24 protein-coding genes and 1 pseudogene are annotated in these 25,682 nt (G+C 68.3%); 16 read left to right on the top strand and 9 right to left on the bottom strand.

Annotated elements, in window-relative coordinates:
• Window positions 1–128: 128 nt before the first annotated feature.
• Window positions 129–1,787 carry an FAD-dependent oxidoreductase gene (locus DMP23_RS42935; protein ID WP_337824558.1) on the bottom strand — a complete coding sequence of 553 codons (1,659 nt, stop codon included), beginning with the start codon at window positions 1,785–1,787 and terminating at the stop codon, window positions 129–131.
• Window positions 1,787–2,677, bottom strand: coding sequence for an isocitrate lyase/PEP mutase family protein (locus DMP23_RS42930; protein WP_337824557.1), 891 nt, complete (start codon window positions 2,675–2,677; stop codon window positions 1,787–1,789). Before DMP23_RS42930 ends, DMP23_RS42935 begins: the two co-directional genes overlap by 1 nt.
• A gap of 168 nt (window positions 2,678–2,845) precedes the next feature.
• Here DMP23_RS42930 and DMP23_RS42925 point away from each other — a divergent pair, with 168 nt between their 5' ends.
• From DMP23_RS42925 to DMP23_RS42895, 7 genes are all read left to right on the top strand, one after another.
• Complete coding sequence (locus DMP23_RS42925) at window positions 2,846–3,898, top strand: cupin domain-containing protein (RefSeq protein ID WP_337824556.1); 1,053 nt, start codon at window positions 2,846–2,848, stop codon at window positions 3,896–3,898.
• Complete coding sequence (locus tag DMP23_RS42920; RefSeq protein WP_337824555.1) at window positions 3,895–4,773, top strand: fumarylacetoacetate hydrolase family protein; 879 nt, start codon at window positions 3,895–3,897, stop codon at window positions 4,771–4,773. The genes DMP23_RS42925 and DMP23_RS42920 overlap by 4 nt, the downstream gene beginning before the upstream one ends.
• 21 nt (window positions 4,774–4,794) lie before the next feature.
• The gene (locus DMP23_RS42915; RefSeq protein WP_337824554.1) at window positions 4,795–5,919 is read left to right on the top strand and encodes a 2-methylaconitate cis-trans isomerase PrpF family protein; all 1,125 of its coding nucleotides are present in this window, start codon (window positions 4,795–4,797) and stop codon (window positions 5,917–5,919) included.
• 25 nt (window positions 5,920–5,944) lie between these two features.
• Window positions 5,945–7,150 carry an NAD(P)/FAD-dependent oxidoreductase gene (locus tag DMP23_RS42910; RefSeq protein WP_337824553.1) on the top strand — a complete coding sequence of 402 codons (1,206 nt, stop codon included), beginning with the start codon at window positions 5,945–5,947 and terminating at the stop codon, window positions 7,148–7,150.
• Between the two features lie 82 nt (window positions 7,151–7,232).
• Complete coding sequence (locus DMP23_RS42905; RefSeq protein WP_337824552.1) at window positions 7,233–8,021, top strand: FadR/GntR family transcriptional regulator; 789 nt, start codon at window positions 7,233–7,235, stop codon at window positions 8,019–8,021.
• A 63-nt stretch (window positions 8,022–8,084) separates the two neighbouring features.
• Complete coding sequence (locus DMP23_RS42900; protein WP_337824551.1) at window positions 8,085–8,702, top strand: TetR/AcrR family transcriptional regulator; 618 nt, start codon at window positions 8,085–8,087, stop codon at window positions 8,700–8,702.
• 52 nt (window positions 8,703–8,754) lie between these two features.
• Window positions 8,755–10,155, top strand: a complete 1,401-nt coding sequence (locus DMP23_RS42895) for an aldehyde dehydrogenase family protein (RefSeq protein ID WP_337824550.1) — start codon at window positions 8,755–8,757, stop codon at window positions 10,153–10,155.
• Window positions 10,156–10,526: 371 nt separating this feature from the next.
• Here DMP23_RS42895 and DMP23_RS42890 read toward each other — a convergent pair whose 3' ends face one another.
• Window positions 10,527–10,649: a hypothetical protein gene (locus DMP23_RS42890; RefSeq protein WP_337824549.1), complete on the bottom strand. Its 123-nt coding sequence runs from the start codon at window positions 10,647–10,649 to the stop codon at window positions 10,527–10,529.
• Window positions 10,650–10,807: 158 nt separating this feature from the next.
• Here DMP23_RS42890 and DMP23_RS42885 point away from each other — a divergent pair.
• Together DMP23_RS42885 and DMP23_RS42880 are read left to right on the top strand one after the other, a co-directional pair.
• Window positions 10,808–11,772 (top strand): annotated as a pseudogene (locus DMP23_RS42885) (IS5 family transposase).
• A gap of 334 nt (window positions 11,773–12,106) precedes the next feature.
• Entirely contained in the window at window positions 12,107–15,229 is a 3,123-nt protein-coding gene (locus DMP23_RS42880) for a Tn3 family transposase (protein WP_337824548.1), read from the top strand.
• A 7-nt stretch (window positions 15,230–15,236) separates the two neighbouring features.
• Here the strand turns inward: DMP23_RS42880 and DMP23_RS42875 are convergent, their stop codons facing one another.
• Window positions 15,237–15,761 carry a hypothetical protein gene (locus DMP23_RS42875; protein ID WP_337824547.1) on the bottom strand — a complete coding sequence of 175 codons (525 nt, stop codon included), beginning with the start codon at window positions 15,759–15,761 and terminating at the stop codon, window positions 15,237–15,239.
• Window positions 15,762–16,042: 281 nt separating this feature from the next.
• On the opposite strand from DMP23_RS42875, the gene DMP23_RS42870 reads away from it, so the two are divergent.
• Entirely contained in the window at window positions 16,043–16,228 is a 186-nt protein-coding gene (locus DMP23_RS42870) for a hypothetical protein (protein WP_337824546.1), read from the top strand.
• Between the two features lie 37 nt (window positions 16,229–16,265).
• Here the strand turns inward: DMP23_RS42870 and DMP23_RS42865 are convergent, their stop codons facing one another.
• Complete coding sequence (locus tag DMP23_RS42865) at window positions 16,266–16,628, bottom strand: hypothetical protein (RefSeq protein ID WP_337824545.1); 363 nt, start codon at window positions 16,626–16,628, stop codon at window positions 16,266–16,268.
• 212 nt (window positions 16,629–16,840) lie between these two features.
• Window positions 16,841–17,464 (bottom strand): hypothetical protein, encoded by a 624-nt coding sequence (locus DMP23_RS42860; protein ID WP_337824544.1) that lies wholly within the window; start codon window positions 17,462–17,464, stop codon window positions 16,841–16,843.
• A gap of 194 nt (window positions 17,465–17,658) precedes the next feature.
• Between DMP23_RS42860 and DMP23_RS42855 the strand changes: the two genes are divergently transcribed.
• Window positions 17,659–18,138, top strand: coding sequence for a hypothetical protein (locus DMP23_RS42855; RefSeq protein ID WP_337824543.1), 480 nt, complete (start codon window positions 17,659–17,661; stop codon window positions 18,136–18,138).
• Here DMP23_RS42855 and DMP23_RS42850 read toward each other — a convergent pair.
• Both DMP23_RS42850 and DMP23_RS42845 read right to left on the bottom strand, forming a co-directional pair.
• Entirely contained in the window at window positions 18,117–18,584 is a 468-nt protein-coding gene (locus DMP23_RS42850) for a hypothetical protein (RefSeq protein ID WP_337824542.1), read from the bottom strand. The two genes, DMP23_RS42855 and DMP23_RS42850, sit on opposite strands and share 22 nt — an antisense overlap.
• A gap of 33 nt (window positions 18,585–18,617) precedes the next feature.
• Window positions 18,618–19,049 (bottom strand): hypothetical protein, encoded by a 432-nt coding sequence (locus DMP23_RS42845; protein WP_337824541.1) that lies wholly within the window; start codon window positions 19,047–19,049, stop codon window positions 18,618–18,620.
• A 229-nt stretch (window positions 19,050–19,278) separates the two neighbouring features.
• Here DMP23_RS42845 and DMP23_RS42840 point away from each other — a divergent pair, with 229 nt between their 5' ends.
• The 5 genes from DMP23_RS42840 to DMP23_RS42820 all read left to right on the top strand — a co-directional run bounded on the left by DMP23_RS42840 (window position 19,279) and on the right by DMP23_RS42820 (window position 23,398).
• Window positions 19,279–19,557: a hypothetical protein gene (locus tag DMP23_RS42840; RefSeq protein ID WP_337824540.1), complete on the top strand. Its 279-nt coding sequence runs from the start codon at window positions 19,279–19,281 to the stop codon at window positions 19,555–19,557.
• Window positions 19,554–20,504: a recombinase family protein gene (locus DMP23_RS42835; protein ID WP_337824539.1), complete on the top strand. Its 951-nt coding sequence runs from the start codon at window positions 19,554–19,556 to the stop codon at window positions 20,502–20,504. Before DMP23_RS42840 ends, DMP23_RS42835 begins: the two co-directional genes overlap by 4 nt.
• Before the next feature lie 22 nt (window positions 20,505–20,526).
• The gene (locus DMP23_RS42830; RefSeq protein ID WP_337824538.1) at window positions 20,527–21,126 is read left to right on the top strand and encodes a hypothetical protein; all 600 of its coding nucleotides are present in this window, start codon (window positions 20,527–20,529) and stop codon (window positions 21,124–21,126) included.
• Window positions 21,123–21,632, top strand: a complete 510-nt coding sequence (locus tag DMP23_RS42825) for a hypothetical protein (protein ID WP_337824537.1) — start codon at window positions 21,123–21,125, stop codon at window positions 21,630–21,632. The genes DMP23_RS42830 and DMP23_RS42825 overlap by 4 nt, the downstream gene beginning before the upstream one ends.
• Before the next feature lie 1,133 nt (window positions 21,633–22,765).
• The gene (locus tag DMP23_RS42820; protein WP_337824536.1) at window positions 22,766–23,398 is read left to right on the top strand and encodes a hypothetical protein; all 633 of its coding nucleotides are present in this window, start codon (window positions 22,766–22,768) and stop codon (window positions 23,396–23,398) included.
• A gap of 1,797 nt (window positions 23,399–25,195) precedes the next feature.
• On the opposite strand, the gene DMP23_RS42815 is transcribed toward DMP23_RS42820, so the two are convergent.
• Window positions 25,196–25,483, bottom strand: coding sequence for an IS110 family transposase (locus DMP23_RS42815; RefSeq protein WP_337824535.1), 288 nt, complete (start codon window positions 25,481–25,483; stop codon window positions 25,196–25,198).
• Between the last annotated feature and the right edge of the window lie 199 nt (window positions 25,484–25,682).

The following is a 25,682-nucleotide window of genomic DNA, read 5'->3' as shown; positions in this document are numbered from 1 at the left end:
CGCGCATCGGCCAATACGAGGCCCATGGTTGGGCCATTGAACTATTTTTAGATTTTCAAGACCATGATGGCAATATCGTTGGGATTAAACGTTGATTTAAGGCCCAACTAATAGACAACAGGGTGTCATTACCTGGTTACCGGAAGGGCTGTCGCCAGCGCTCGCGCGCCGCGTGCCACGTCGAGCACCTCGCTCGCGTCCGCGGGCAGGCCATCGCCACGCCAGGCGACCGAGCCGTCCGGCCGGACGAGTACGTAAGCCGCGGCGTACAAGGCGGCCGCCTCGGCACTGTCAACCGCCAGGACACGCAACGGCACGCCGAGCTGGTCCGCAGCCGCCACGATGCCGTCCGTACCCGCCGTACCGGCAAAACTCACGAGCACGAACTCGCGGCCGTACTCGTCGAGGGTGCTGTACCCCTCGCCCAACCACACGTGCGGTGCGCGCGAACCAGGCCTCGCGGTCTGTGTGTAGCTTGATACGGTCATCTCCGGGGCAGGCGTCCCGTCCGGCACCACGACCGGTGAGCCTTCGTAGGCGTAGCCGAGGTGGATACCGATGCTGAACCATTCGCGCTTCATCATCTCGGTGTAGTGATCGCCATACTCGCGCCGTGCACGTTCGGCGGTCTCACCCTCGCCGTTGAAGATCAAGAGATCCGGTGTGGCGATGCGAGGGGAGAGCATGCGCTCAAGGTTCCCGCCGGCCTCGTTCACGTTGCGGATCGCGACCGGGCGCTGTTCGATCTCGTAGCTGTCGAGCAGCGCGGGGCCACCCCAGCCCTGCACGACCGCGGCGAGCTTCCACGACAGGTTCACCGCGTCCAGCACGCCCGTGTTCATCCCGAAACCACCGGTGGGCGATGTGAGGTGTGCCGCGTCGCCCGCGATGAACACCCGGCCGTCGCGGTAGCGGTCAGCCACCAGCTGGCGGCGCACCCAGGGCAGGATCGAGAGCACCTCGAAGTCGAAGTTCTTCCCCAATGCCCGCACGATCGCGGCCCGAAGGTCGGCTTCGGTCGCCTCTTTCTGCGTGTCGTCACCGATCAGCGAGAACCGCCACTGGTCCCGTCCGTTGATCGCGACAAGAGTCGCCCAGGTTCCTTCCGGACCGATGAAGATGTAGCGGTACGCCGGTTCGAGATGGTGCAGTTGTTCGAAGCCGTCGCACCGGAAGATCGCATTGGTGGTGTAACTGAGCACACCCTTGCCGGACATCTCGATACCGAGCTCCGAACGGACCTGGCTCTCACTGCCGTCGCATCCCACGAGGTACTGGGCGTGCACAGTCGTTTCTTCGCCGGTAGCAGCAGATCGCAGGGTCGCGACCACCTTGTCACCCTCATCCCGGAAGGACACGAGTTCGGTGTTGTACTGGATCTCGGTGCGCTCGCTGCGACGAGCGAAGCGGGTGAGCACCGGGTCGAAGAAGTTCTGAGGGCAGCGCTCACGCTTCTGGGGACTCTGCGGGGGCAGTGCCTCGTCCTGCGGTGCCCGGAACGGTTCACGGCCGAACTCGTAGCCGTTGAGATTGGTGACCCAAGCGCAGTCCTGCGGATAGGCGCGGTTGTACCCGGCCGTCTCCACCCAATCGACAATCCCCCACCGACGGCAGAACTCCATGGTCCGGACGCCGACCATGTCCATTTTGGGCTGGCTGATCCGGCCCGATCGCTTCTCCACCAGCAGCGAGGACACTCCCCGCCACCCGAGATCGCCCGCCAACGCGAGCCCGACCGGCCCCGCCCCGGCGATCAGAACAGGTACCTCGACGACCTGGTCGGTCATTACCTCACCTCAACAGTGTTCTCGTCGGAAACAGCGCTGTAGCGTTGTTCGGCCTCGTCGAAGGCCGGTTTTCGGACCATGCGCTGGCGTTCGGCCCACGGCGCGATCCGTTCGCCCAGGTCCGCGATCGACCCGGTCCGCCGCACGTCGGCGAGCACGCTCTGCATCCCCTTGACCGCTGCCTGCAACGCGATGTTCGCGAAGAGCACGATGGCGAATTCGGACAGCTCATCGGCCGAGCGGAGCGGTGTTTTGCCGCCCTCGACGAGATTGGCGATGTGGGGTCCGGGAACCTTCGAAGGCACAGTGCGCAGTTCGTCCAGGGACTGCGGGGCCTCGACGAACAGCACGTCGGCACCCGCCTCGCGGTACGCGGCCGCCCGTTCCAGCGCACTGTCGAATCCTTCGACGACGCGGGCGTCTGTCCGGGCGATGATGCAGACCGACTCGTCGACGCGGGCGTCGACCGCGGCGTGGATCTTCTGCACCATCTCGCCGGCCGGGATGACCCGCTTGCCCGCGAAGTGTCCGCACTTCTTCGGGCTCACCTGGTCCTCGAGCTGAATCGCCGCGGCGCCGGCCTTTTCCAGAGTGCGCACCGTGCGCGCGACGTTGAGCGGATTCCCGAATCCAGTGTCGGCGTCCACGATCAACGGCAGGCCGACCGCATCGGCCATCGCCTCGACGTGCTGCCGCACTTCGGACAGCGTCACCAGGCCGATGTCCGGCGCGCCGAGGAACGTGTTCGCGATCCCGGCTCCGGTCACGTAGACGGCGTCGAAACCTGCCTCCTCGATGACACGCGCCGTAAGGGCGTTCGCGGCACCGGGCACGACCAACTGAGGGCCGCTTTCCAAACGTCGCCGGAGAATTGCCGCCGTAGCACCCACGTCATCACCTCGTCGGGATCGTTGTCGAACGCGAGCCGGACCCGGCCGCGACACCGCCAGACGATAAGGTCCAACCAATGACCTGTCAAACAGGCCAATGTGTTGACACTGGGCGAAATACCGCGTAGATCTACCTAAGGTTCAACCATTTATTGGCGAGGAGTAGGCATGACCAAACCAGTCGGCGCGGACGCGGCCGGTCCGGACCCCGCGTACCTGGCATCCCTGGAAGCGCTCAACGTTCGCGTCCAGACCCCGGGCGATCGTCCGCTGTTCACCCCGACGCCGTCCTCCCCCATGCGGCCGGTGCACTGGCGCTGGAGTGAACTGGAGAAGGTCGTCGGCGAACTCGACCAGCACCTCGCACTCGCCAAGGGCGGCGGACGGCGCACGCTCAAGCTCGCCAACCCGGGCCTCGAGTTCGGGACCACGCCCACGTTCTGGGTGTCGATTCAGTACATCCTGCCGGGCGAGGTCGCGACCGCGCACCGGCACACCCCGACGGCGTTCCGTTTCATCATGCGCGGCAACGGATGCTGGACCACAGTGGACGGTGAAACCTACGAGATGAACGAGGGCGACCTCGTGCTCACCCCGAGCTGGACGTGGCACGACCACGTGCACCGCGGCGACGAGCCGATGGTCTGGATCGACGTCCTGGACATCTCCCTGGTCCGCTCGATGCACGCGATCTTCTTCGAGCAGTACGACCGCGACGTGCAGGACACCCTCCCGGTACCGGACCCGTCGTTCCGGACCCTGGGCAGCGGTCTACTCCGCGCGGGGCGGCGGCAGCCCCCACAGCCAGTGAACCCGCTGCTTGCCTACCCGCAGGCAAAGGCGCTCGAGGCGCTCGAACTCGCCAAGGGCCTGCCCGCCGACCCGGTCGACGACGTGATCACCGAGTACGTGAACCCGACCACCGGTGGCCCGGCGCTGGTATCGCTGGGCACCAAGCGGCAGATCCTCCGTCCCGGATTCCGGGGCGCCGCGCAGCGACACACCGGCAGCAAGGTGTACTGGGTGATCGCAGGCTCCGGTGTCACCGTCGTGGGCGATGAGCGTTTCGAGTGGAGCGCGGGCGACTTCTTCAGCATTCCGCCGTGGGCCGAACACCACCACGAAAACCCCTACGAGAGCGAAGCGTCATTGTTCCGCGTCGACGACCTGCCCGCGCTGGACAAGCTGGGGCTCTACCGCGAGGAGACCGGGACGAAATGAAACTCGCCTGCTACGACGACTACCGCGTCGGCATCGTCGAAGACGACGAGATCCGCGACGTCACGGATTCTCTCCCCGCGGAACTGGACCTCGTTCCCTATGAGCGCGTCAACTGGCTGCTCGCGCACTGGGCCGAAGTCGTAGACAGGCTCCGCGCGACCGATGGTCCCTGGCGCCCGCTGTCCTCGGTCCGGTTGCGTGCCTGCTCCCCGTCGCCACGCCACATATTCGCGTTGCCTGGCAACTACCGTGAGCACCTCGGCGAGATCGGTGCAATGACGATCAGCGGCAAGCGCACAGCGAACGAGATGGGCTTCTTCCTGAAGGCACCCGGGAGCCTCGCCGGCCCGGGGGACGCGATCGAGCTGCCGCGCGGCTCACAGCGCCGTTTCGACCACGAATGCGAACTGGCCGCCGTCATCGGTGCGACAGCGTTCGACGTGCCGGCCGAGGAAGCGGAGTCCGTGGTCTTCGGCTACACCTGCGCCGTGGATGCCACGATGCGCATCGACCCGGAGGGCAGGCAGGAAGATCGCTCGATGCGGAAGTCCTTCCAGACGTTCACCCCGGTGGGCCCGTATCTGGTGACCGCGGACGAGGTCGGCGACCCCCACGACCTCAACAGCCGCCTGTCCGTCAACGGCGAGGTGCGCCAATCAGTCCACACTGGACAGATGATCGTCGATGTCTGGCACGCGATCGAGATCATCTCCTCGGTCGTGACCCTGCAGCCGGGCGACCTCGTTTTGGCTGGCACCCCATCCGGCGTGAGCCCCCTCTCCCCCGGCGACAAGCTCGAGATAGCGATCGACCGCATCGGGAGCATGACTCTTCCGGTCGTCGAACGAGCACGCGTTTCACCCCGAACCTTCTGATCTCGCAACGGACGGTGTTTTGTGACAGCTAGGCTGGCCGCGACGTTCATGCGCGGCGGAACGAGCAAGGCGCTGATGTTCCGCCGGGACGACCTCCCCGCCGACCGTGGCGACTGGGACCGGCTTTTCCTTACCGCGATGGGAAGTCCGGACCCGTACGGACGTCAGCTCAACGGAATGGGAGGTGGGTTGTCCTCCCTGTCCAAGGTCTGCGTGGTAGGGCCGTCGAACAGGGCCGACGCCGACGTGGACTTCACCTTCGCGCAGGTGCAGATCGGCCGTAGCCTGGTCGACTATTCCGGCAACTGCGGCAACATGAGCGCGGCGATCGGCCCGTTCGCATTGCATTCCGGATTGCTCGAACGGGCCGACGGCGACGCGTCCGTGGTCGTGCACAACACGAATACGGCCAAGCTGATGCGCGCCGGATTCACGGTGAAAGACGGGGAGGCCGTCGAAGACGGGGTTTTCCCGATCCCCGGCGTCGGCGGTACAGGCGCGCCGATCCGGCTCGACTTCCTCGAACCAGGCGGATCGACGACCGGAGCGCTGCTGCCGACCGGCTCCCCCACCTTCGACCTGGCGACTCCGGCCGGCACTTTCAGCATCTCGGTGATGGACGCCGGCAACGTGTGTGTCTTCGTCCGGGCGCACGATCTCGGTCTCACCGGGACTGAAACGCCGGAACAGCTCGATGGAGATGCCGACGCTCTCGCCACCATCGCCACCATCAGGGCGCAGGCCTCGGTCGCGATGGGCCTGACGCGGACGATCGAGGAGGCGCGGGACCGTCCGCTCACCCCGTTCATCGCCGTGGTCGGGGCACCGGGCGGTTATTCCACTTCGGACGGACAGAGCGTCGGTCGACACGACTACGAACTCTCCGCCCGTTTCGTCTCGAATGGCCAGCCCCATCGTGCTGTTCCCGGCACCGGCGCGTTGTGCCTCGCCGTCGCCGCGCGGATACCCGGCACACTCGTGGCCGAACTGAGCAGCACTTCCGGCTCCACGTTGCGCGTCGGCACCCCCGCCGGCGTGGTTCCGGTCGAAGCCGACGTCCGAGCGTCGGACAGCGGGTGGCACGCCGTGTCGGCGACGTCCTTCCGCACCTGCCGTCGCTTGTTCACCGGCCAGGTCTTCGTCTGATCCCGACCTTTCCAAGGAGTCACCCGTGTCCACCGGAACCGTCATCATCGGCGGCTCGGTCGCCGGCGTCCGCGCCGCGACCGAACTGCGCCGCCTCGGCTACGAGGATCCGCTCGTCGTCCTCGAGGCGCAGGCAGCCCTACCTTACGACCGCCCTCCCCTGTCCAAGGGCATCCTGACCGGCAAGGACAAGGCCGAGGACATCGCGTTCCACACCGCGGAGCACTACGCCTCGCTCGGTATCGACGTTCGTCTGTCGGCCCGTGCGGTGAAACTCGATGCCCTCGGCAAACGGGTCGAACTCGACGATGGCCAGGCGCTCACGGCCTCGAACATCGTCATCGCGTCCGGCGCGCAGGCTCGCCGGTTCCCCGCCGACAGGACCGGCGGCCCGATCCACACGATCCGCGAACTCACCGACGCGATCGAACTCGGCGACGCCTTGTCACGCGCTGAGCAGGTGGTGGTCATCGGTGGCGGGTTCATCGGTGCCGAGGTCGCTTCCAGCGCACGAACTCTTGGCCGGTCCGTCGTCGTCATCGAAGCCGCGGCAAAGCCTTTCGAGGCTCTACTCGGCTCCGACGTCGCCTCACTCCTGGCCGAGTTGCACGTCGACGCGGGTACTCGGCTCCGGTGCGGAACGGCCGTGGATCGCGTCGCGCAAGTCGGGCCCGGCCAGCGCGTGCACCTTGCCGACGGCACCTACGAGGACGCCGACGTCGTGGTGGCTGGCCTCGGCGCGGCCCCCGCGGTGGGATGGCTGGCGGGGACCGGGCTCGTCGTCGACGGTGCAGTGCGCTGCGACTCGGCCGGACGTACCGCCGCTGAGGGCATATACGCCATTGGCGACGTCGCGACCTGGACGAACGCCCGAGACGGAGCCGCGCACCGCCACGAGCACTGGACCAGTGCGCGTGAGCAGGCCGACCTCGTCGCCGCGCGGATCAGCGGGACAGCCACGGACGCGCTTCCGAAATCCGTCCCCTACGTCTGGTCCGATCAATACGGCAAACGAATCCAGGTGCTGGGCCGCCCGGCAGGCGCTGACACCGTCAAGGTGGTCGATCACGATCCACAGCGCGGTTCTTGGCTCGCCCTGTATGGCCGCAGCGGGATCCTCACCGCCGTGGCGGGATGCAGCGCCGCCGCACGGGTCATGCGCTACCGTCCTGTGCTCGCAGCGGGTGATACCTCGTTCGACGACGCGTGCACAGCGGCCACCCGCAAGTAGATGTTCAAAGGCGCTACCATTGCGCAGTGCTGACGCCAACCGGCGCGCCCGTCGCCCGGACCGAGAAAGCGGGGTACATCAGGTGACCTCCGAACCAACGCCCGAGCTGTTCCGACCAGCTCGGCCCCGGCGCGTCTTCGACGAGATCATCGAGCAGATCCAAGAACTGATCAGCAGCGGGCAACTCGGACCGGGTGACCGGCTGCCACCTGAACGAGTGCTGGTGGAGCAGTTCATGGTCAGCCGCAACACGATACGGGAAGCATTGCGGATGCTCGAGATAAGCGGTGTGATCACGCTGCGCAGGGGCCGCCAGGGCGGGGCGTTCATCACCGAACCCGGCTCACAGGCGATTGCCTCCACGATCAGCCATAGCTTGTCCCTCACGGACTTCTCCCTGAAAGACCTCACTGACTGCATGCGCTGGCTCTGCGGGATGGTGATCCGGATCGCAGGGCCGCTCCTGACCGAGAAGGACTTCGCCCGCCTGGCCGCCAATACCGACGCGGGCGCGGAAATGCAGGACGCTGACGATCGCGTTGAGCGAGCCCTCATTCTCACCGAGTTCTACACCCTGCTCGCACAGGCGGCCGACAACCCGGTGCTGACGGTTTTGGTCGAGTCGCTGACATCCGTGGTCCGCGCCCTGGTACCCCGCCTGGAGACCCCTGATCACACGTTCGTCATCCGTGCCCGGCGCCGGTTGCTAACACTATTGCGCAGGGGCGAGATCGAGGCCGCCGCGGCCGAACTCGACAAGTACCTGGTGCGACTGCACAAACGGTGGTTGAAGTCCGACGACGGCAGTGCGATTCAGACGGTGCCCATCAACCTCCTCGCAGACCGGCAAATCGCCGGCAAGCCGTTCTAGTCCCGCCATCCGGAGATAAACAACACCTGTTGCTTATCTCCGGATGGCGGCTAAACTGGTCATGTGGAACCGATCGAGCCTCCCGTGCACGACGCCCGGATCGCACGCACTCGGCGGAAGCTCCACGAGGCGGCCCTCGCGCTGGCGGCGAAGCAGCCGATCGAATCCGTCACGGTCGCGGACCTGACTCGCACGGCCCGGATCAACCGGTCCACGTTCTACAAGCACGCGAGCAGCCCCGGTGAAGCGCTTCAACAGGCACTGTACGACACCCTCGACGAACGCCGCGATGAACTCGTGCACACCGCCCGCGATGTAAACCTCTCGCTCGCTCGGGTGTGGGAACAGTCCCTCGCCGGGTTCGCCGAATACCTCCGGCGGTTCGAAGGTGTCTACACCACCGGACTCGTCGGCGGCCACAGCCCTGCCTTGCGGCACTTGGTGGCCCAGCACTTCGCGGCCGCGGTGGCGGACGTGCTGACGAGCAGGCCCGGAGTCATCCCGGCCGAATACCCGCGGGATCCGGTCGCGATCACCACGTATTCGCGGTTCATCGGCCACGGACTGTTGGGCGCGGTCGAAACCTGGCTCGAACTACCGGTTCCCCGCGACCCACAGGTCTACGTGCGGACGGTGCTCGCCGTCATGCCGGAGTGGCTGGTAGCGCCGGCCGGAGGATGACCCGGCGCGGGAAAACACCGGGCGGTCGACGTCACGACAAGAAGGAGTGCGCATGGCGAACAACGGAACAACCATGCCCGCAACCAGAGTTTACCGGACGGTGAATCCGGCAACTGGTGAACTCGTCCGGGAATTCCCGCCCCTGAGCGATGAAGAAGCCGAGTCGCTGCTCGCCAGGGCGCACGATGCGTACGGTCAATGGCGAACGGTTCCACTCGGGGAACGGTGCCGCCTGGTACTGAGGTTCGCGGAGCTCGTCGAGTCCCATGCGGACGAGCTCGGCCGGCTCGTGACCGTCGAAATGGGCAAGACCTTTGCCCAGACGAAGTCCGAGGCGGGCAAGGCGGCCGCGATGCTGCGGTACTACGCGGAGAACGCCGAGAGTTTGCTGGCCGACGAGGAGACCGAGGTACCAGGGTTCAGCCGGGCCATCACGCGCCGCGAGCCGGTCGGCGTGATCCTCGGGATCGAACCTTGGAACGCCCCGCTGACCCAGGCGATGCGCGCGACCGCCCCCAATCTGGTGCTCGGCAACACGGTGTTGCTCAAGCCATCGGAATTGTGCGCTGCCTCGACTCTCCGCCTCGGCGAGCTCGCGGATGCGGCCGGGCTCCCGGCCGGGGCGTACCAGACCGCGCTGATCGCGCCGGAACAAGCCTCGCGCTATCTCTCCGATGACCGCGTCCGGGGCGTGACGCTCACCGGATCCGACCGCGCCGGCTCGGCCATCGGGGAACAGGCCGGCAGGCACATCAAGCCCGTGGTGCTGGAACTCGGCGGATCCGATGCCTTCATCGTGCTCAACTCCGCGGACGTGGAAAAAGCCGTCAGTACCGCCGTTTCCTGCCGCCTCGCCCTGGGCGGGCAGGCCTGTGTTTCGCCCAAGCGCATCATCCTGACCGAAGCCGTGGCCGAGGAATTCCTCACGCGGTTCAGCGAATCGTTTGCGGGACAACAGGTCGGCGATCCATTCGACGCGAACACGGCTATCGGCCCGCTGTCGAGCGAGGCGGCAGCAGACCTACTGCAGGAGCAATACGCGGACGCCGTCGGCAAGGGCGCGACCGTGCTCGTTCCCGGGGGTCGCGTCGGCGGTCCTGGCGCGTTCTTCAAACCCGCGGCGATCACCGGGATCACCACGGAAATGCGGGTGTACGAAGAGGAAGCTTTCGGCCCACTCGCGATGATCTACCGGGTTCCGGACGCCGACTCGGCCGTGCGGCTGGCGAACGACACACCTTACGGTCTCGGTGGGACGGTGTTCAGCGAAGATCTGGACGAGGCCCGGCGCGTCGCCGGACTGTTGGACACCGGTGGGGTGGGGATCAACAAGTGGCTCGCCGCGCCCACCGAAGTGCCGTTCGGTGGCACCAAACGCTCGGGTATCGGCCGGGAGCTCGGGCGGTCCGGGATGGACCAGTTCGCCAACACCAAGACCTACGGAATCGGCTAGCACGGCGCGGGGCTCCGGCCTTCGCGCCGTCGGGTGCTGCGATGGGCATCTGTGGTCGGGCGGCTTCGGGTGTCGTGAGCAGCGCGACGATGGTGACGGGGCCGCCGCAGTGCGGGCAGTCGCGCTGGGCCGCGATGTGCGGCAGCGGCGGCGCGGGCGCCGGCGGGGCTGCCGCCTGAGGCGGTGTCCCGAAGGGACTGGCATTGCTGCTTGCGGGCGTGGTGCGCTCGACCTCCCGGCGGGCGGCCGCGGTGCGTTTGCATTGGGGTGAGCAGTAGAGACGGGTCTTGGCTTGCCGGCCGGTGGCGAGGAACGCTTCCCAGCAGATCGGGCAGGTTTTGCGGGTCGCGTTCCAGTTCGGGTCGCGGGGGTCAGGAGACATGCGCGTCCACCGCCTTCCACAACGTGTCCGAAGTGGACTGATGTGAGCGGAGTCGGTAGGAGGGGCCGTCGACGCCGACGACGGTCGCGCGGTGCAGGAGCCGGTCCAGCATCGCCGCCACAGTCGACCGGCTCCTCCACCACGCCCACGTCGTTGTCACCCAAGGTGACAGCTTCCGGCTCGCACAAGCCACCTCAGGTCAAGGGGTGAGGCCATTGCACTGGGGCGTGTCTCGTAGATCTTGATGTTGGGATGCGGTAAGCCGGGTGGGTGTTTGATCGGCATGATCTGACGGATGAGCAGTGGGCTCGGTTGGAGCCGTTGTTGCCGGATCGGAGTCCGCGTCGGGGTGGCCGGTGGATGGATCACCGGACGGTGCTGAATGCGGTGTTCTGGCGGACCCGGACGGGTGCGCCGTGGCGGGATCTGTCTGGGGAGTACGGGAATTGGAAGACCGTGTACAACCGGCATCGCCGCTGGTCGGGTGACGGCACGTGGGAAAAGATCCTGGATGAGCTGCGCCGCGACGCCGATGTGGGCGAGGGTCGCGAATGGACGGTCGGGGTGGATGCCGGGATGGTGCGGGCGCATCAGCATGCCGCCGGCGCCCGCCATGCGCCGCCGGCTGATATCCCTGCGGAGGTGGTCGCGACGATCACGGTGAACACAGGGGGCGCGGTCGAATCCCAAGAAACCGGCGAAATCCACGAAGAAGTCGGCGGATAAGCCACCACCCCGGGAAGCGCTTGGGCGCTCGCGGGGCGGCCTGACCAGCAAGATCCACCTTGCCGCGGACAGCCGTTGCCGGCTGGTTTCCCGGGTCACCACCGGCGGGAACCGGCACGACTCGCAGGCGTTCGACGCGGTCATGGCCCGAATCCGGATCCGGCACCGCGGTCGTGGACGGCCCCGTACCCGCCCCGCCCGGGTCTTGGGCGACAAAGCCTATTCCAGCCGCGCGATCCGCTCCCACCTGCGCACACGCGATATCAAGGCGGTCATTCCCGAGCCCTCCAACCAGAAAGCCAACCGCCTCAAGCGCGGCAGTAAAAGGCGGCCGACCGACCGCGTTCGACACCGAGGCTTACAAGCACCGCAACGTCGTCGAACGCGCCATCAACAAACTCAAGGCCAACTGGGCGGTCGCCATGCGCACCGACAAACGCGACTACGTCTTCCGCGGCACCATCGACGTCGCCACCATCAGAATCTGGCTCCGCGACCCCGTCCCATGATCCACAGGACACGCCCTGATCAACCCCAACCAAGGCGGGGAATTAACTGACCGCCGTCGGGGACATCCACCTGGCCGCCAGCGGGGAAAACAACTGGCCGCCTACGGGGAGAACAAACTGACCATTGACAGACGGGTGCGTGGCCGACGTTGCACAACTGGCGCAGCTGCGGTGAAGGCGGTTCGGCGTTTGAGGAACATCGGAACGGAAAACGGCGCTAAGCGCTGATCATGGTTTGACCTGGGGTTGTGTGGGTTGACGCGTTGCTGGTGGTGCTGGTGGGGTGCTCGCGGTTCCGCCGCGGTGGGCGGGTTGCAGCAGCAGGAGAGATGCGTTGCCGGTTGAGTTCCTGTCCGACGATCAGGCGTCGGCGTACGGCAGTTTCCCGGGCGAGGGGTTCTCGCGTGCGGAGTTGGAGCGGTACTTCTTCCTCGACGACGTGGACCGGGGGTTGATCGAGCCGAAGCGGCGTGATCACAACAAGCTGGGGTTCGCGGTCCAGCTGTCCACGGTCCGGTACGCGGGCAGGTTCCTGGACGATCCGCTGGAGGGGGTTCCGGCCGGGCTGGTGGAGTACCTGGCCGAGCAGCTGGAGATCGCCGACCCGTCGTGCGTGAAGTCCTACGGCGAGCGGGACAAGACCCGCCTGGAGCATGTCTGGGAGATCCGCGGGGCCGACGGCTGGCGTGAGTTCTCCGAGGTCGAGGCGGAGCTGGGCGAGTGGGTCGAGGGCTGGTCGTGGACGACCGGGGACGGGCCGAAGGCGTTGTTCGACGCGGCGGTGGGGTGGCTGCGGGAGCGGCGGGTGCTGCTGCCGGGGGTGTCGACGCTGGTGCGGCTGGTGGCGTCGCGGCGGGACGCGGCCACGCAGCGGTTGTGGGAGACGCTGCACACGCTGCTGACCGACGAGCAGAAAGCGTTGCTGGACGGACTGTTGGAGGTCGCCGAGGGCGGCCGGCATTCCACTTTGGACACGATGCGGCGGCCGCCGACGCGGGTGTCGGGCCCGGCGATGGTCGCCGCGCTCGAGCGCGCGGGCGAGATCCTCGGACTGGGGTTCGGGGAGGTGGACGCGTCGCTGGTGCCGCCGCGGCGGCTGGCGGAGCTGTCGCGGTACGGGATGGAGGGCAAGGCTCCGCTGCTGCGCCGGCACCCTGACCGCCGGCGGCTGGCGACGCTGCTGGCCACGGTGGTGTATTTGCAGACCCGCGCGGTCGACGACGCGCTGGACCTGCTGGACGTGCTGATCACCAGCAAGCTGCTGGCGCGGGCGGAGCGGGAATCGGCCAAGCAGAAGGTCAAGACCTGGCCCAAGCTCGGTAAGGCCTCGATCCGGCTGGCCGCGGTGGTCGGGGTGCTGCTGGAGGCCACCTCCGCGACCAAGGAGGTCGCCGAGGGCGTCGCCTACGAGGTGGACGTCGCCTTCGAGCCGGTGAGCCTGTCGCAGGTGTGGGAGCAGATCGAGGCGGTGGTGCCGCGCGCGCAGATCTCCCAGGCCCTGGAGGACATCGTCGCGCTGGCCGGCCCGGCGGACGAGGACGCCGACGCCGCGTGGCGGGGCGAGCGGGTGAAGCGGTATCCGACGGTGCGGCCGTTCCTTCCGTTGCTGTGCAAAGTGATCCGGTTCGGCGCGGCCCCGGACGGCGAGGCGGTGCTGCGGGCGCTGAAGGCGCTGCCCGGGTTGTGGGGCGGGGGCCGCAACAAGGTCGGCGCCGCCGAGATCGACCAGAGCCTGCTGGCCGGGTCGTGGCGGCGGCTGGTGCTGGCGGCCCCGGACCTGGAACCGGGCACGATCGACTGGCGGGCCTGGACGTTCTGCGTGCTGGAGCAGTTCCACCGCTGCCTCAAACGCCGCGACATCTTCGCCGCGAACTCCTCCAAATGGGGAGACCCGCGCGCGAAGCTGCTCGCCGGGGGCGCCTGGGCGGCCACGAAACCGATGGTGCTGGCCAGTCTCGGGCTGCCGGAGGACCCGCGCGAGCACCTGGCCGAGCGGGCGCGGCTGCTGCACGACACCTACCGCGAGGTCGCCTCGCGGCTGCCCGCGAACGCCGCGGCGAGCGTCGGCGACGACGGCCGCCTGCACCTCAAAGCGCTGCACGCCGAGGCGGACCCGCCGAGCCTGGCCAACCTGCGCGGCCTCACGCACCTGATGATGCCGCGCGTGGACCTGCCCGAGGTGCTGCTGGAGGTGTTCTCCTGGACCGGCGTCGACCAGGCGTTCGCCTCGGTCACCGGCGGCGAGGCCCGGCTGGCGGACCTGAACGTCACGATCGCCGCGCTGCTGGTCGCCGAGGCGTGCAACATCGGCTGGCGGCCGGTGCTCAAACCGGGGATGCCCGCGCTCACCCGGGACCGGCTCGCGCACGTGAACGCGAACTACCTGCGGCTGGACACCATCCGCGCGGCGAACGCGGCGCTGATCGAGGCGCAGGCCGGGATCGGGCTGGCGCAGCTGTGGGGCGGCGGGCACGTCGCGTCGGTGGACGGGATGCGGTTCGTCGTGCCGGTCAAGACGGTGCACGCGGGCTACAACCCCCGATATTTCGGCACCAGGAAAAAGGGCGCAACCTGGCTGAACATGGTCAACGACCAGGCCGCCGGGCTGGGCGCGAAGGTCGTGGCCGGCACCCCGCGCGACTCGCTCTACGTGCTCGACGTGCTCTACGTGCTCTACGAACGCGACGGCGGCGTGCGGCCGCAGACGATCGTCACCGACACCGCCTCCTACAGCGACATCGTGTTCGGACTTCTCTCTTTGGCGGGGTGGACCTACGCCCCGCAGCTGGCCGACCTGCCGGATCAGAAGCTGTGGCGGGTCGAGGCGAAAGCCGACTACGGGCCGTTCAACCAGGCCGCGCGCGGCAAGGTCGACCTGGAGCGGATCGCCCGGCACTGGGAGGACATCCTGCGGGTGATCGCCTCGATCCACACCGGCGCGGTCCGCGCGCACGACGTGATCCGGATGCTCTCCCGCGACGGCAACCCCACCCAGCTCGGCGAGGCGATCGCGCACTACGGCCGGATCCACAAGTCCCTGCACGTGCTGCGGATGGCCGACGAACCCGGCTACCGGCGCACCATGAAAGCCCAGGGCAACCTCCAGGAAGGCCGCCACGAGCTGGGCCGCGACATCTTCCACGGCCGCCGCGGCGAACTGCGCCAGCGCTACTACGAGGGCATGGAGGACCAGCTCAGCGCCCTGGGCCTGGTGCTCAACGCGGTGGTGCTGTTCAACACCCGCTACCTCGATGCCGTGCTCGGGAAGCTGCGCGCCGACGGTGCCGAGGTCCGCGACGAGGACGCCGCCCGGCTCTCCCCGTTCCGCCACCGCCACATCAACCTGCTCGGCAAGTACACGTTCCTGCTGCCCGCCGACCTCGCCGACGGCCTGCGCCCGCTGAGCGACCCCGACACCGTCCTGGACGACGCCGACGAAGACGACGACCTCGACTGACCCGCCGTCACCGCGACACGGCGGGGATTCCGAGGTCCAGCACCGCGTCCGGCGGCAGGCCATGCTCGAGCAGGCGGAAGCGGTCGGCTTCGCAGGCGTGGATCGCGGCCGCACAGCGGGCCCGGCGCGTCACCAAAGCCCGGAACGCCTCGGTGATCGCGATCCCGAGATAGGCCTTCCCGCCACCGGCTCCCCAGGCCGGGTCGACCGCGACACCCTCGGTGGTGGAGCACCACGCGTGCTCCATCACCTGGAGACTCTCGCCCACTTCGGCCAGCGCGTAGCCCTCGACGTAGGCGAGACCCCGGCGGCGGGCGAGGCGGGTGGACGCGGCGTAGCAGATTTGCGCGGCATTGGGGTCGGCGTCGCCGTGTGTGGGCGGGGCGAACCAGCGGCCCTCGTCTAGCAGCAGGTCGAACTGAGTCGGATAACGCCAGCCACGCCGCGCGCCCGCCGCGCGGTACGGGGCGGCGTTGTCCTCCAGCCACGCGAGCAGGTGCCGCTGGAACGGGTCGAGCATCCCGGCGGTCATCGCGGGGCGGTCGGCGCGCTGTCCATGTCCGGTGATGATCCGCCGTTGCGGGGGAATCCGCGACCCGTCCTTGGCTCCAGGTGTGCGCGAGGTCTGCTTTCGCTACGGTTGTGCGGACACGCTGCCCGCCGGGATATCCGTTCCGTGCGGTCAGAGGCGGCTCGCCCGATCTCCCTCCCCCTCGGGACCGGGCGAGCCGTTCACGTCGTCGTCGGGTCACGTCTTCGTCGCGGACCCGGCCTGCGCGTTACGAACTGGTGTTCGATTCCGATGCAAGATTCGTGACTGTTTTCGACGACTTCGCCGACCTTGGCCTCGACGGGCTGCTGCAGGACTGGCGCGGCGACGTCGAGAGCGAACCGTTCGCGCCGGGCCTGGACGTGCGGTCGATGCGCCTCAGGTGGTCAGGCCGTCGCGACGGGGACGTGTCCGGAGCGCGGTGCGGCCCGGGTCGGCTCAGCGCCTGACCGCCCCCGGTCCTGCGAGGCCGGGGAGCCGAACGGGTCACGGCGAGGACTGCTGCGCGAGTGCGTCGAATTCCTCGAGGAACCGGGCTGCCTCGGCGACGCGCCGGCGCGTGGTCGCGACGAGCTGGCGCAGGACGTCGCGGGCGGCGAGTTCGGCGACGATGCCGTCGGGAGTGCAGGCCAGGTCGTCGGATTCCCAGGAGCTGGAGGCCATCGCGGCCCCGACGACGGTGCTGGTGGCCTTGAGGTCCCAGCTGTCGCCGTGGCGGCGGGTCGCGCTGACGGCGAAGGCCAGCGGGCCGACGGCGCAGGTCCCGCCGTAGCCGCCGAGCCCAGTGCGCGACGGTCCCCATGTCCACTGCTGCGGGCCGGGAACGGGCACCACGACGGAGTCGGTCATGCCGGGTGGCTCCTCTCTCCAGGGTCGGGAGCCGTCACTGTGCCTCAGCGCGCGGGTCGGCGCCACCCGCGCTCGGCGTGCCGCGACGGAACCGGTGTCCGGCGTGTCGTTCTTCCCGTTTCGCGTTGCGCTGCAACGGAAAAACCGGCAGCTCAGGTGATCAGTCCGGTGACGTACGTGCCCGCCGCGGACGTGGACAACTGCGTGATCGGTCAGGCGTGGTGGTAGCAGGCTCCGCCGCCGGTGGGCATGGTGCAGCGGCCGCCGGTGAGTGTCGGCGCGCCGCATCGAAAGGCGGGGTCGTGGATGTGGCAGAGCCCGGAGGCCCGGGGGTTTTTCGGGCACGGGCGGCCGTTGTCGAGCGTGGCGTGGCACCCGCCTCCCGTCGGTTCGCTGGGGTCGGCGGGGTGGTGCCAGTGGGCCGAGGCGGGGCGCTGCTCGATGCCCTGGACGAACCGGGCCAGCAGGGCGAGCTGGTGCTCGTCGCCGCGGGTGAGCAACGAGGCCTGCGGGTTGACCAGCAGCACGGCTTCATCGGTGCCGTGGGTCTCGCAGAACCGGGTTTCGCGGGCCGCTTCGTACACGCCGTAGCCGCTGCACTCGGACGACATCCGCGCGGCCCGGCCGAACGCTGCCGCCGGTTCCGGCGCGGAGAAGAAGAACCACTGGCCGATGCCGACGGCCCAGCCGCGTACGACGTCCCTTTCGTCGCGGTGCCGCGCGGGCGGCAGCTGCGCGCATTCCGCGGCCGCGAGGTACCCGCCGATGCCCAGGCCCTCGCCGAACAGCGATGCGCCTGGCGTGTGGCACTCGCACAACGATCCGCGCCGTCCCACGTGCCCGTGTCTCCTTCGCGCCCGCCCCGGTGCCAGCCGCCGGTGCGGGGCCTGATGGTAGCGGAGGGACCAGGCGTTTTCTTTCGGGTGACGCTCCGACCGAATCACGGGCGAGGCCGCGCGGAAGCGGCAATCCTGCGGTCCCGACAATCGCCGCCCCGGGCCGTCCGGCCTGTGGGCAGAAGGAGGTTCACGTGGTCGTCTCGACGGCGAAGGTGTCGCTGGCCCAGTGGCTCGACGGGATCAGCGGAGCATGTTCGGACCAGCAGTTCAGCGAGGTCGAACGGAAGCACCTGGAGAAGGCCCGCGACGACAAGATGGTGCTCGGCGGCTATCTCATGGGCATATCCGACAACGCGAACACGGTGAAACAGCAGCTGGAGGCCGCCCACCTGGCCGACCGCAAGATCTCGATCCCCGATCGCGCGCCGGCCGCATCCGAGGAGCCGCAGCCGGATCCGGTCCCGCTGACGATCGGGGCGATGCGGGCGTTTCTGGCCTGCCGCCCCGACCTCGCCGACGACCTGCCGGTGGTCGTCGGCGGCGTCGACTTCGACGACCCCGACCGCAAAATGATGGGCATGGCCGACGTGCTCTGGAGCGATACCCAGGGCGCGTTCGGCGGCCGGCAGCGCCACGCGGTCGTCGGCGATCACCGGCCGACCGCCGCGTGATCGGCGTGGCGGTCGAAGGCCGTCTCGATGCCGTCGAGGCCGAAGCGGTGCAGGAACGAGGTGCCGTCGTCGCAACCGTGGCACAGGGTGGCGCAGCCGACGTCGAATCCGCCGGGCTTGCTGAACGCGGAGGTGACCGCGTGCAGACCGGCGGTGCCGCCGCAGCCGGCGCACGCATCGGCGACCGGGCAGCCGCCGGTGTCGAGCAGTGCTGTGTCCGGGCCGGCGAAGGCCGCCTCGTCGAGGTCGTCGAAGTCGTCGCCGGGTCCCATGACGTGCCACCCGGCGGTATCCAGGCGCGCGGGGTCGATGTCCGGGCCGAAGTGCACCAGGCCGCCGTGGCCAGGGCGGCGGCCGTGCGCGCGGTCATGCTGTTTGGCGGCGCGGGCCGCCCGTCGGCGCAGCTTGTCCGCGCGGCCGGCGGTGGTGCGGGGTTTCTTCGCCATGGCAGGGAGTCCTTTCACGGGGCGGGAACAGGGTCAGTCGGTGCTGGTGTCCTCGGCACGGAACCGGGGCTGGCGGCCGATGCGGCGGGCGACGGCGGCGATGTCCTCGACGGTGTAGGAGCTGCGGGTGCCGGAGATCGACATCCCGGCCGCGGCGGCGAGGTCTTTGAGCTGGTAGGGCTGGGGCTTGATGAACTCGCGGCCGTAGGCGACCAGCATCCGCTTGCGGGCCTCGGCGGCGCGGATCTCCCGCTGGGCGGCGTTGATCTCGGTCAGCACCGGGTCGTAGTCGCCGTCCGCGTGCTCTTCGGTGAGCCGGAGGGTCTGCTCGAATTCCCTGCGCTGGCCGGCGACGTCGTCGCGCCAGGCGTCGAGGGCATCTTCGTCGCCGTCGACGAGGTCGTCGGCTTCGGGCCACGGGTACAGGATGTCCACCAGGTCGTCGATCATGTCTCGTTTCGCCATGTGTTTCACGATACGCCGCATGTTTCAGTAATCGCAACAAGAAGCGTTGAGTAAAACTAGATGCGGTGAACGCTATCGCGTCGCGTTCTCATAAACGGTCGTTTCCGAAAGAAGGTCCGGAAGCCCGGCGCACGAACACCCGGCCCGGCGGAATCCGTCTCAGAACTCGTTCTCACTCAAACAGCGCGCCGAGGTGGTTCTGGGAAATGTTTGTGAGAAAATTCCGGGCATGGACAGTGACGGAGCGGGTCGGCGGTTGCGCAGCGTCGGGGACGGCGAGCGCGCCACGGCGCGGCGGTTCGCGGCGTGGGCGCCGCGGCGGTCGCTGCGGATGGGCGAGGCCTCCTCGTGGCCGGAATTCGAGCAGCGGATGCGCCGCCAGGCGGCGCTTCCGGCGCGCTGGCCGGTCATCCGGCTGCCCGCCGGCGCGACGCGGCGCGTGGTGTGGCCGCTGGTGCGCACCGCCGGTGCCTGGCGGCGCCGGTTCCGGGCCGGGTGGCGGCGATGACGGCGGCCGCGGAGCTGTCGGACGCCGACGAGGTCGAGCGGCATTCGTGCCCGCGCTGCCTGGCCGAACCGGGCTCTCCGTGCAGGTCCCGCTCCGGGGCGGTCGCCGGGACCTACCACACCGGCCGGTTCGCCAAAGTTCCTCGGCTGGCGAAAAACCTGCGCGTCCCCACCTCCGCCGACCGCGGCCCGGGACAGCCGTGGCGACCGGGCACTCCGCCGCCCGCGCCGATCGCCGCGGACGCTCCGGCTGCGGACATCCGGATCGGCTACGTCCGCTGCTCGCACCTGACCCAGGAACTGCAGTCCCAGCTCGACGCGCTGGCCGCGCACGGCATCCCGCGAGAGAAGATCTTCGCCGAGAAGATCTCCACCCGCATCCGCGTCCGGCCGAAGTTCGAGGCCGCGCTGGAGGCGGCTCGGCAGATCAAGGCGCACGCCCCGCACTGCCGGGTCCTGTTCACCGTGTACGAGATGAAACGCCTCGGCCGCGACTCCGCGGAACTCACCGCGCTCGCGGATCACCTGACCGCGCACGGGATCCTGCTGGAGATGCTCGCCGGGCCGATCCCCGGCATCTACGACCCCTCGGGCACCGGCCGGATGCTGTTCGGGTTCTTCGCCGCGATGGCCGAGACCGACCGCGAGACCATCCGCGAGTCCACATTGGAGGGTCTGAACGCCGCTGCCCGCAAGGGAAACCACGGCGGCAGGCCCCCGGTCATCACCGACGACATGCTCCACACCGTGCTCCGCCGCCGCGCGAACGGCGAGTCCGTCGAGGACATCCGCCCCGACCTCTACATACCCACCGGCAAACGCCGGGGGAAAAACCCCAGCCTCGCCAGCATCTACCGGGCACTCGCCGAATACGAGAAACGGCAGAAGTTCCCCGATGCGGTCGAGCAGGCCCGCGCCGACTTCGCCGCCCTGGCACCCGACGCCTGACCAGGCACGAAGCGAGGACCCGATGGACGACGACGTGAAGCGCCTGAACGAGCTGGCCGCCAGGATCCCGGGCGGGGAGCCGGTGCTCGACCGCGCACGGGCCCGCGCGGCACGGGCGGCGGCGATCGCGTCTGCCGCCGTCGAGACCAACCCGACGCTGCTCGACTACGGCCGCGATCGCGACCTCTACATCTGTGCCGAAATCCTCCGCCAGCTCCGGCCGCTCGCCCGCCAAGCCTCCCTCGCGCTGGAACACGCCCGCCTCACCGAAAACAGTGCCCCGCCGGAGGAATTCGCACGCATCGGCAAGATCAACCCCCTTGCACCGGACGAACTCGACGCGCTGTCCGAACGGGCCGTCGAACGCGCGGAAGCTGTCGCGGCCGCGGCGCTGCCGGACTGGAACACGCCACTACGGATCCGGGAACGCTCCGAACGGCTGCTGCCCAGCCCCGACTACCTCACCCGCATCGCGAAGCAGCTCGCCGAGGCCGTGCGTCCAGCCGCCGAACTGCGCTACCCGGCCGACGCGACCGTACAGCTCGCAGCGCTCGCCGACCAGCTCCGGGCCGTGGCGAACCGGCACGAACGCGCCCTCGCCGACCATGCGGCGCAGTCGTGAACGCGACCGGCTGGTGGCCGCTCGCCGCAGCGGTACTCGCCGCGTTCGCCGCCGGGATCGCGTGGTCGACGTGGAGGCAGAAGCAAGGCCGCAGCGCCGAGGAGACCGCGCAGCGAGCCGCGATCCGCGACCTGTGGAAGCTGGCCCGGAAAGCACCGACCCGGAAGCTGTTCCACGACCCCGAAACCGGGCAGTACCTCGGCGTCGACCGCCACCACACGATGCTCGAAGTCGCGGTGAGCGACCTCGAGGTCACCGACCCCGCCACCGATGCCGTCCCGGACGCGATCATCACCAGCTACCACCTCGGCAGCATGTGGCGGCCCATGCCGCCCCCGATCATGCGGATGCACGTCGCCCTCAACGACACCAGTCCTGAAAGGACATGGGAAGAAGCCGGCGAACTGCTCGACTTCAACGAGCGCACCGGAGCCATGGACACCACCGCCGCCGAACTCACCGACCTGCACGCCCAGCTGAAACGGGCACTGAACAACCCCCGCTGACAAGCAGAACGACCGACAGGTCCGACGAACAGGCCGAATTAGTGGCCCAGATCACATACCTGCTTCTGCGCGGGGTCTCCGAACGCCACCGACCAGCAACTTTGGCGCTTAGCGCCGTTTTCCGTTCCGATGTTCCTCAAACGCCTGCCATTCATTGGCAGAAGCGTCAAAAAGGACCACCCGAAAACTATTAGCCAATGCTTCGAGCGAATATCCTCGATAATCCGGATCTCCGGCCCCCAAAAGCAGAAGCCTCGGCTTCATTCGCACCCCTCCTGACGCGAGTCGGCTGCGTAACCGACTGAACCCGGAGAGTGACCCTCCGCGACACCTTCCAAGTATTAACATGTTTGTGACGCAGGTCATATTCATGGCGCATCCGCCATGTCACGTTACGTGAAATTGCTCTCGCCGACATTGTCGCCCCGGGGCACTCGACGCCAAGATGCCATGTTCGAACCACGGTGCTTGGCCGTTTGCCATGGATCCTCGACCAGGGAATGAAACCAGCCCATATTCAACGCCCGACCCCGCCAGGGTGTTCCCGAGACCGCGCCTGACCAGACACCGAGGGCGTTCAGGCGCGGCTGACGGACCCGAACGCCTCGAACCTGCTTCACCGCCATCAGACGTGGCGCATATCACAAACTGATAGGCTACGCACGTGTTGGTGGCCAGTTTGAACTCCCCGCTGGCGGCCAGTTAGCGGGGAGCCATCTGGCCGCGCACCCGGTTACGTAGCGTAGCTCTCGGCAGCCGTGGCCTTAGCCCGTCGAGAGCTGCCCGCCCGTCGGCTGGAGCAGATCGATCTGTCGTTGCCAAGGCCGAGGGACCATCATGTCGCCAGTCGTGGAACCACCGACACCAGTGCAGAAGTGGAACGGGTTATTGCGCGGCCGGTTGGGCCGCCGCCGCGTTCCCGAACGACAGCTCAGCGGCAGAAGAGGACGTTGGTGTTGATCACGTCCGCCGGGCAGTGCGTTGGCGGACGCACCGAGTCCGTCGTCTCGGCAGGGACGAGTCCTCGGGCGCTCGAGCGGGACGACTTGTCCAGTTCGAGCGCTGGGGCTCGCACTCGCGTGGCAGACTCCGTCGGCTGGAGATCAACTCTGCGACCGTCCGGGAGGATTGCTGTGACCTTCGCCGTCGGGGTTCTCGACCTGTTCAGCCTCGCGATCCCTGGGGGGCTGCACCTCGCGCTTCTCATCTACGTGCTCACCCGCCTGGATTTATTCTCTCTCGCCGGGCTGCAGAGCGTGCCGTCGGCGCTGTTGGTGGTGGGGGCTGTGGTCGGCAGCTATGTGCTGGGGCACCTCACCGCCCCGCTGAGCGTGCTGATCGACAGGATCGCGCCTCGCCGGCATTGGGCGCCGGACGACGCTCGGCGTGCCTTCCTCGACCGGGTCCCGCAGGCCAAGGAGCGGGCTTTCGTGTGCGCCGATCACAAACTGCTGATGGCGGCGGCCGAACTGCACGACAAAACGGCGTCTGGCGAGATAACGAGGCTGGAGGCGATGTCTCTGATGCTGCGCAACATCGCCTTCGCGCTCGCGTTGGCGGCGGTCGTCACGCTGGTGGAACTGGCCGTTGGCCCGCATCGGTTGGCGGCCGGGTGCGCTGCGGCCCGGCTGGTCGCGGCGCTGCTGGGCATCGTGCGGGAGGGGCGGCGGGCACGCCACTGGTGCCGTTTGAAGACGACGGAACTCTGCTTTTGGATCCCCGACATCGACGCCAAACTCGAGCCGGCCGCCGCCGAAAACGAGTGAGAGAGCGCTGTGCGATCGAGTCGTCCGGGAACCACGCCGGGACGAGGCGAGTTCCTCACCACGACCTGCCCGCGAGTCCAGACCTCCGCGCACCCGACCGGTGAACATCGCGGCTGTCGATGGCACAAGCCGTCCCGCACTGGCCGCTGACAATCGACACCCTGGGACGTCGCCCGCTCGTGATCGTCCCCGCGAGGCCGCGTGGTGGTAGCGATGCGGGCTCTCAACCCATGCCAGGCTTTGCTCAGCGGCAGAAGCGGGCGTTCGCAGCAGGAGGAGACTGACGCGCAGGCACCGTATTCGAGAACGTGTTCTTGCAACGACGCCGAGCCGCAACGACCTTGGCAGCTGACCGATCCCCGTGCCACCGCGCCGCGCCGTGCTGGCGGTCGAGGCGCGATCAACCTCGCGGCATGACCAGCACGGCCCCGCGGCCAACGAACCTGCTGCGCTCACTGGCCGTGCAACTGGCCGCCAGCGGGGAATCGACCTGGCCGTCCGCAAGTGGCCGTCCACGGGGAATTCCGGCTGGCCGTTGACACGCACGGACTCAGAACGCTGTGGCCAGCGGTTTCCATCCTTAGCGCTGGTTTCGGTTCCGATGTTCCTCAAACGCCGAACCCGCGGCAAGCCCGTCCAGTTGCCGAAGGGAAAACCCCGCATCCTGGCGGCCAGGCTGGCGATCTGCTGTGTGGGAGGGCTTCGGCACCCTCCGCGTACCGAAGCGTTGGCCTGGGCACAGCAAACCCGGTGCGCCTGCGGAGGGCTGGTCCGTCACGCGAGGCCGTGGATCACGGCCTCGAGAAGATCGGGGGTTCTGATCACCAGGCACCCAATGATAGCTGCCGGAACCAGCAGCGCGCCCACACGCCGCCACTGCGTTACGGTGCGCTCAGCTGCGGACACCACGACTGCCAGAGCCGCCACGGCGACTGCGGTCAGTGCAACTCCGTCAGCTGCTCGAAAGGATGCGAAAGTGTCCGCGACCAGTAATCCCCCAGCCAGCGCGGTCGCGGCCGCCGCGGGCCAGCCTGCTGCGCCGATCCGGGCGAAAGCAGCTCCCAAGACCGTGCCGCCTGCCACGGCGAGCAGACACCACAGGACGACGGTCGCCGCATCCGTCCGGTACTCGCTGCCCGGATGCTTCAGGCCGTAACCAACAGCCGACACCTGTCCGGTGACCGTCCGCGATCCGGAGGTCCTAGCGCTGGTCGACGCACTCGACGATGACCTGGCCGCATCCGCGTACGCCGAGGGCGAGAGCTTCGGGTACTCGGCGCACGAGTTGGAGGCCGGGTCTGTGCACCTAGTCGGCGGTCGCGTTGGGGGACCGGCGGGTCGGCATCGAGCTTCAGGACGGCGGATTCGCCGGGCTCAAGCGGTTCTACGTGGCGCCCGGTCTCCGCGGCCGCGGAGCAGGCGCGGCTTCGACGTGGTCCCCAGGTTCGGGCCCTACCTCGACAGCGAGGCGTCGGTCTGCTGCATGCAGCGCACACTCTTACACGCGGAACGTGCTCTGAACCATCTCGGAGAAGAGAAAAGTGCCCTCGGCCAGTGCCCGCCGGATCAAGGTGGCGAGACAACCGCTGTGCGGTCGCGGCAGTGCAAACCGGCGTTTGAGACTGGTGAGATCGCGTGTTCAACTAGCGCGTGTTTGTGGTGGTTGTGACTGCGAGTGGTCGTCTCGAGTGCAGCGGAGGCTTCGAGCGATAGGGCGTTTGAGGAACCGCGAATGGCGGCTCATGACACCATCGTTAACGGCAAGCCGACACGATCGCGATCGCGCTCGTAGCGCCATCAGCGGGTGGTCCGGCTGGGTTGTTCGCACTCGATAACCAACAGTCCAGCGTTGCTGAGGGTTCGTGCGAGCCCGGCCCCGTAGCTGCGGGTGCCTTCGACAGAAGCTACGACTCGAGGTCCTGGGCTGTGTTCACCGATCCAGGCCAGCAGTTGGGCGAAGCCGGTGCTGGTGTTCGGGATCGCCCGGGTCGCGATCGGCGTGCTGGCAGGCAGGGCGATTTCGACTTGGTGGGTGTCGCGGTGGGTGTCGACGCCGATGACGGCATCGATGGTGTCTGCGAGCATGGGCATAGGCCAGGTCCTCCCAGGATCGGGTCGACGGGTCGGCACCGGCCTGGGCGGGATCACCAAGCGGCAGCTCTGTGACGGGTCACGCCGATGGCGGACAGGCTTCTGATCAGGCCAACCGGTGGGCCAGGCCGGTGCCGGCGACCACGACGGGCAGGTCAAACGAAGGGCACGCCGAAGCGGCCAGAGTTTGCGT

Origin of the sequence: Amycolatopsis sp. A1MSW2902, from assembly GCF_017312175.1 — a bacterium.
Lineage (GTDB): Bacteria > Actinomycetota > Actinomycetes > Mycobacteriales > Pseudonocardiaceae > Amycolatopsis > Amycolatopsis nivea.
Note: the sequence above shows the minus strand (reverse complement) of the source record. Positions and strands in the feature narration are given on the sequence as shown.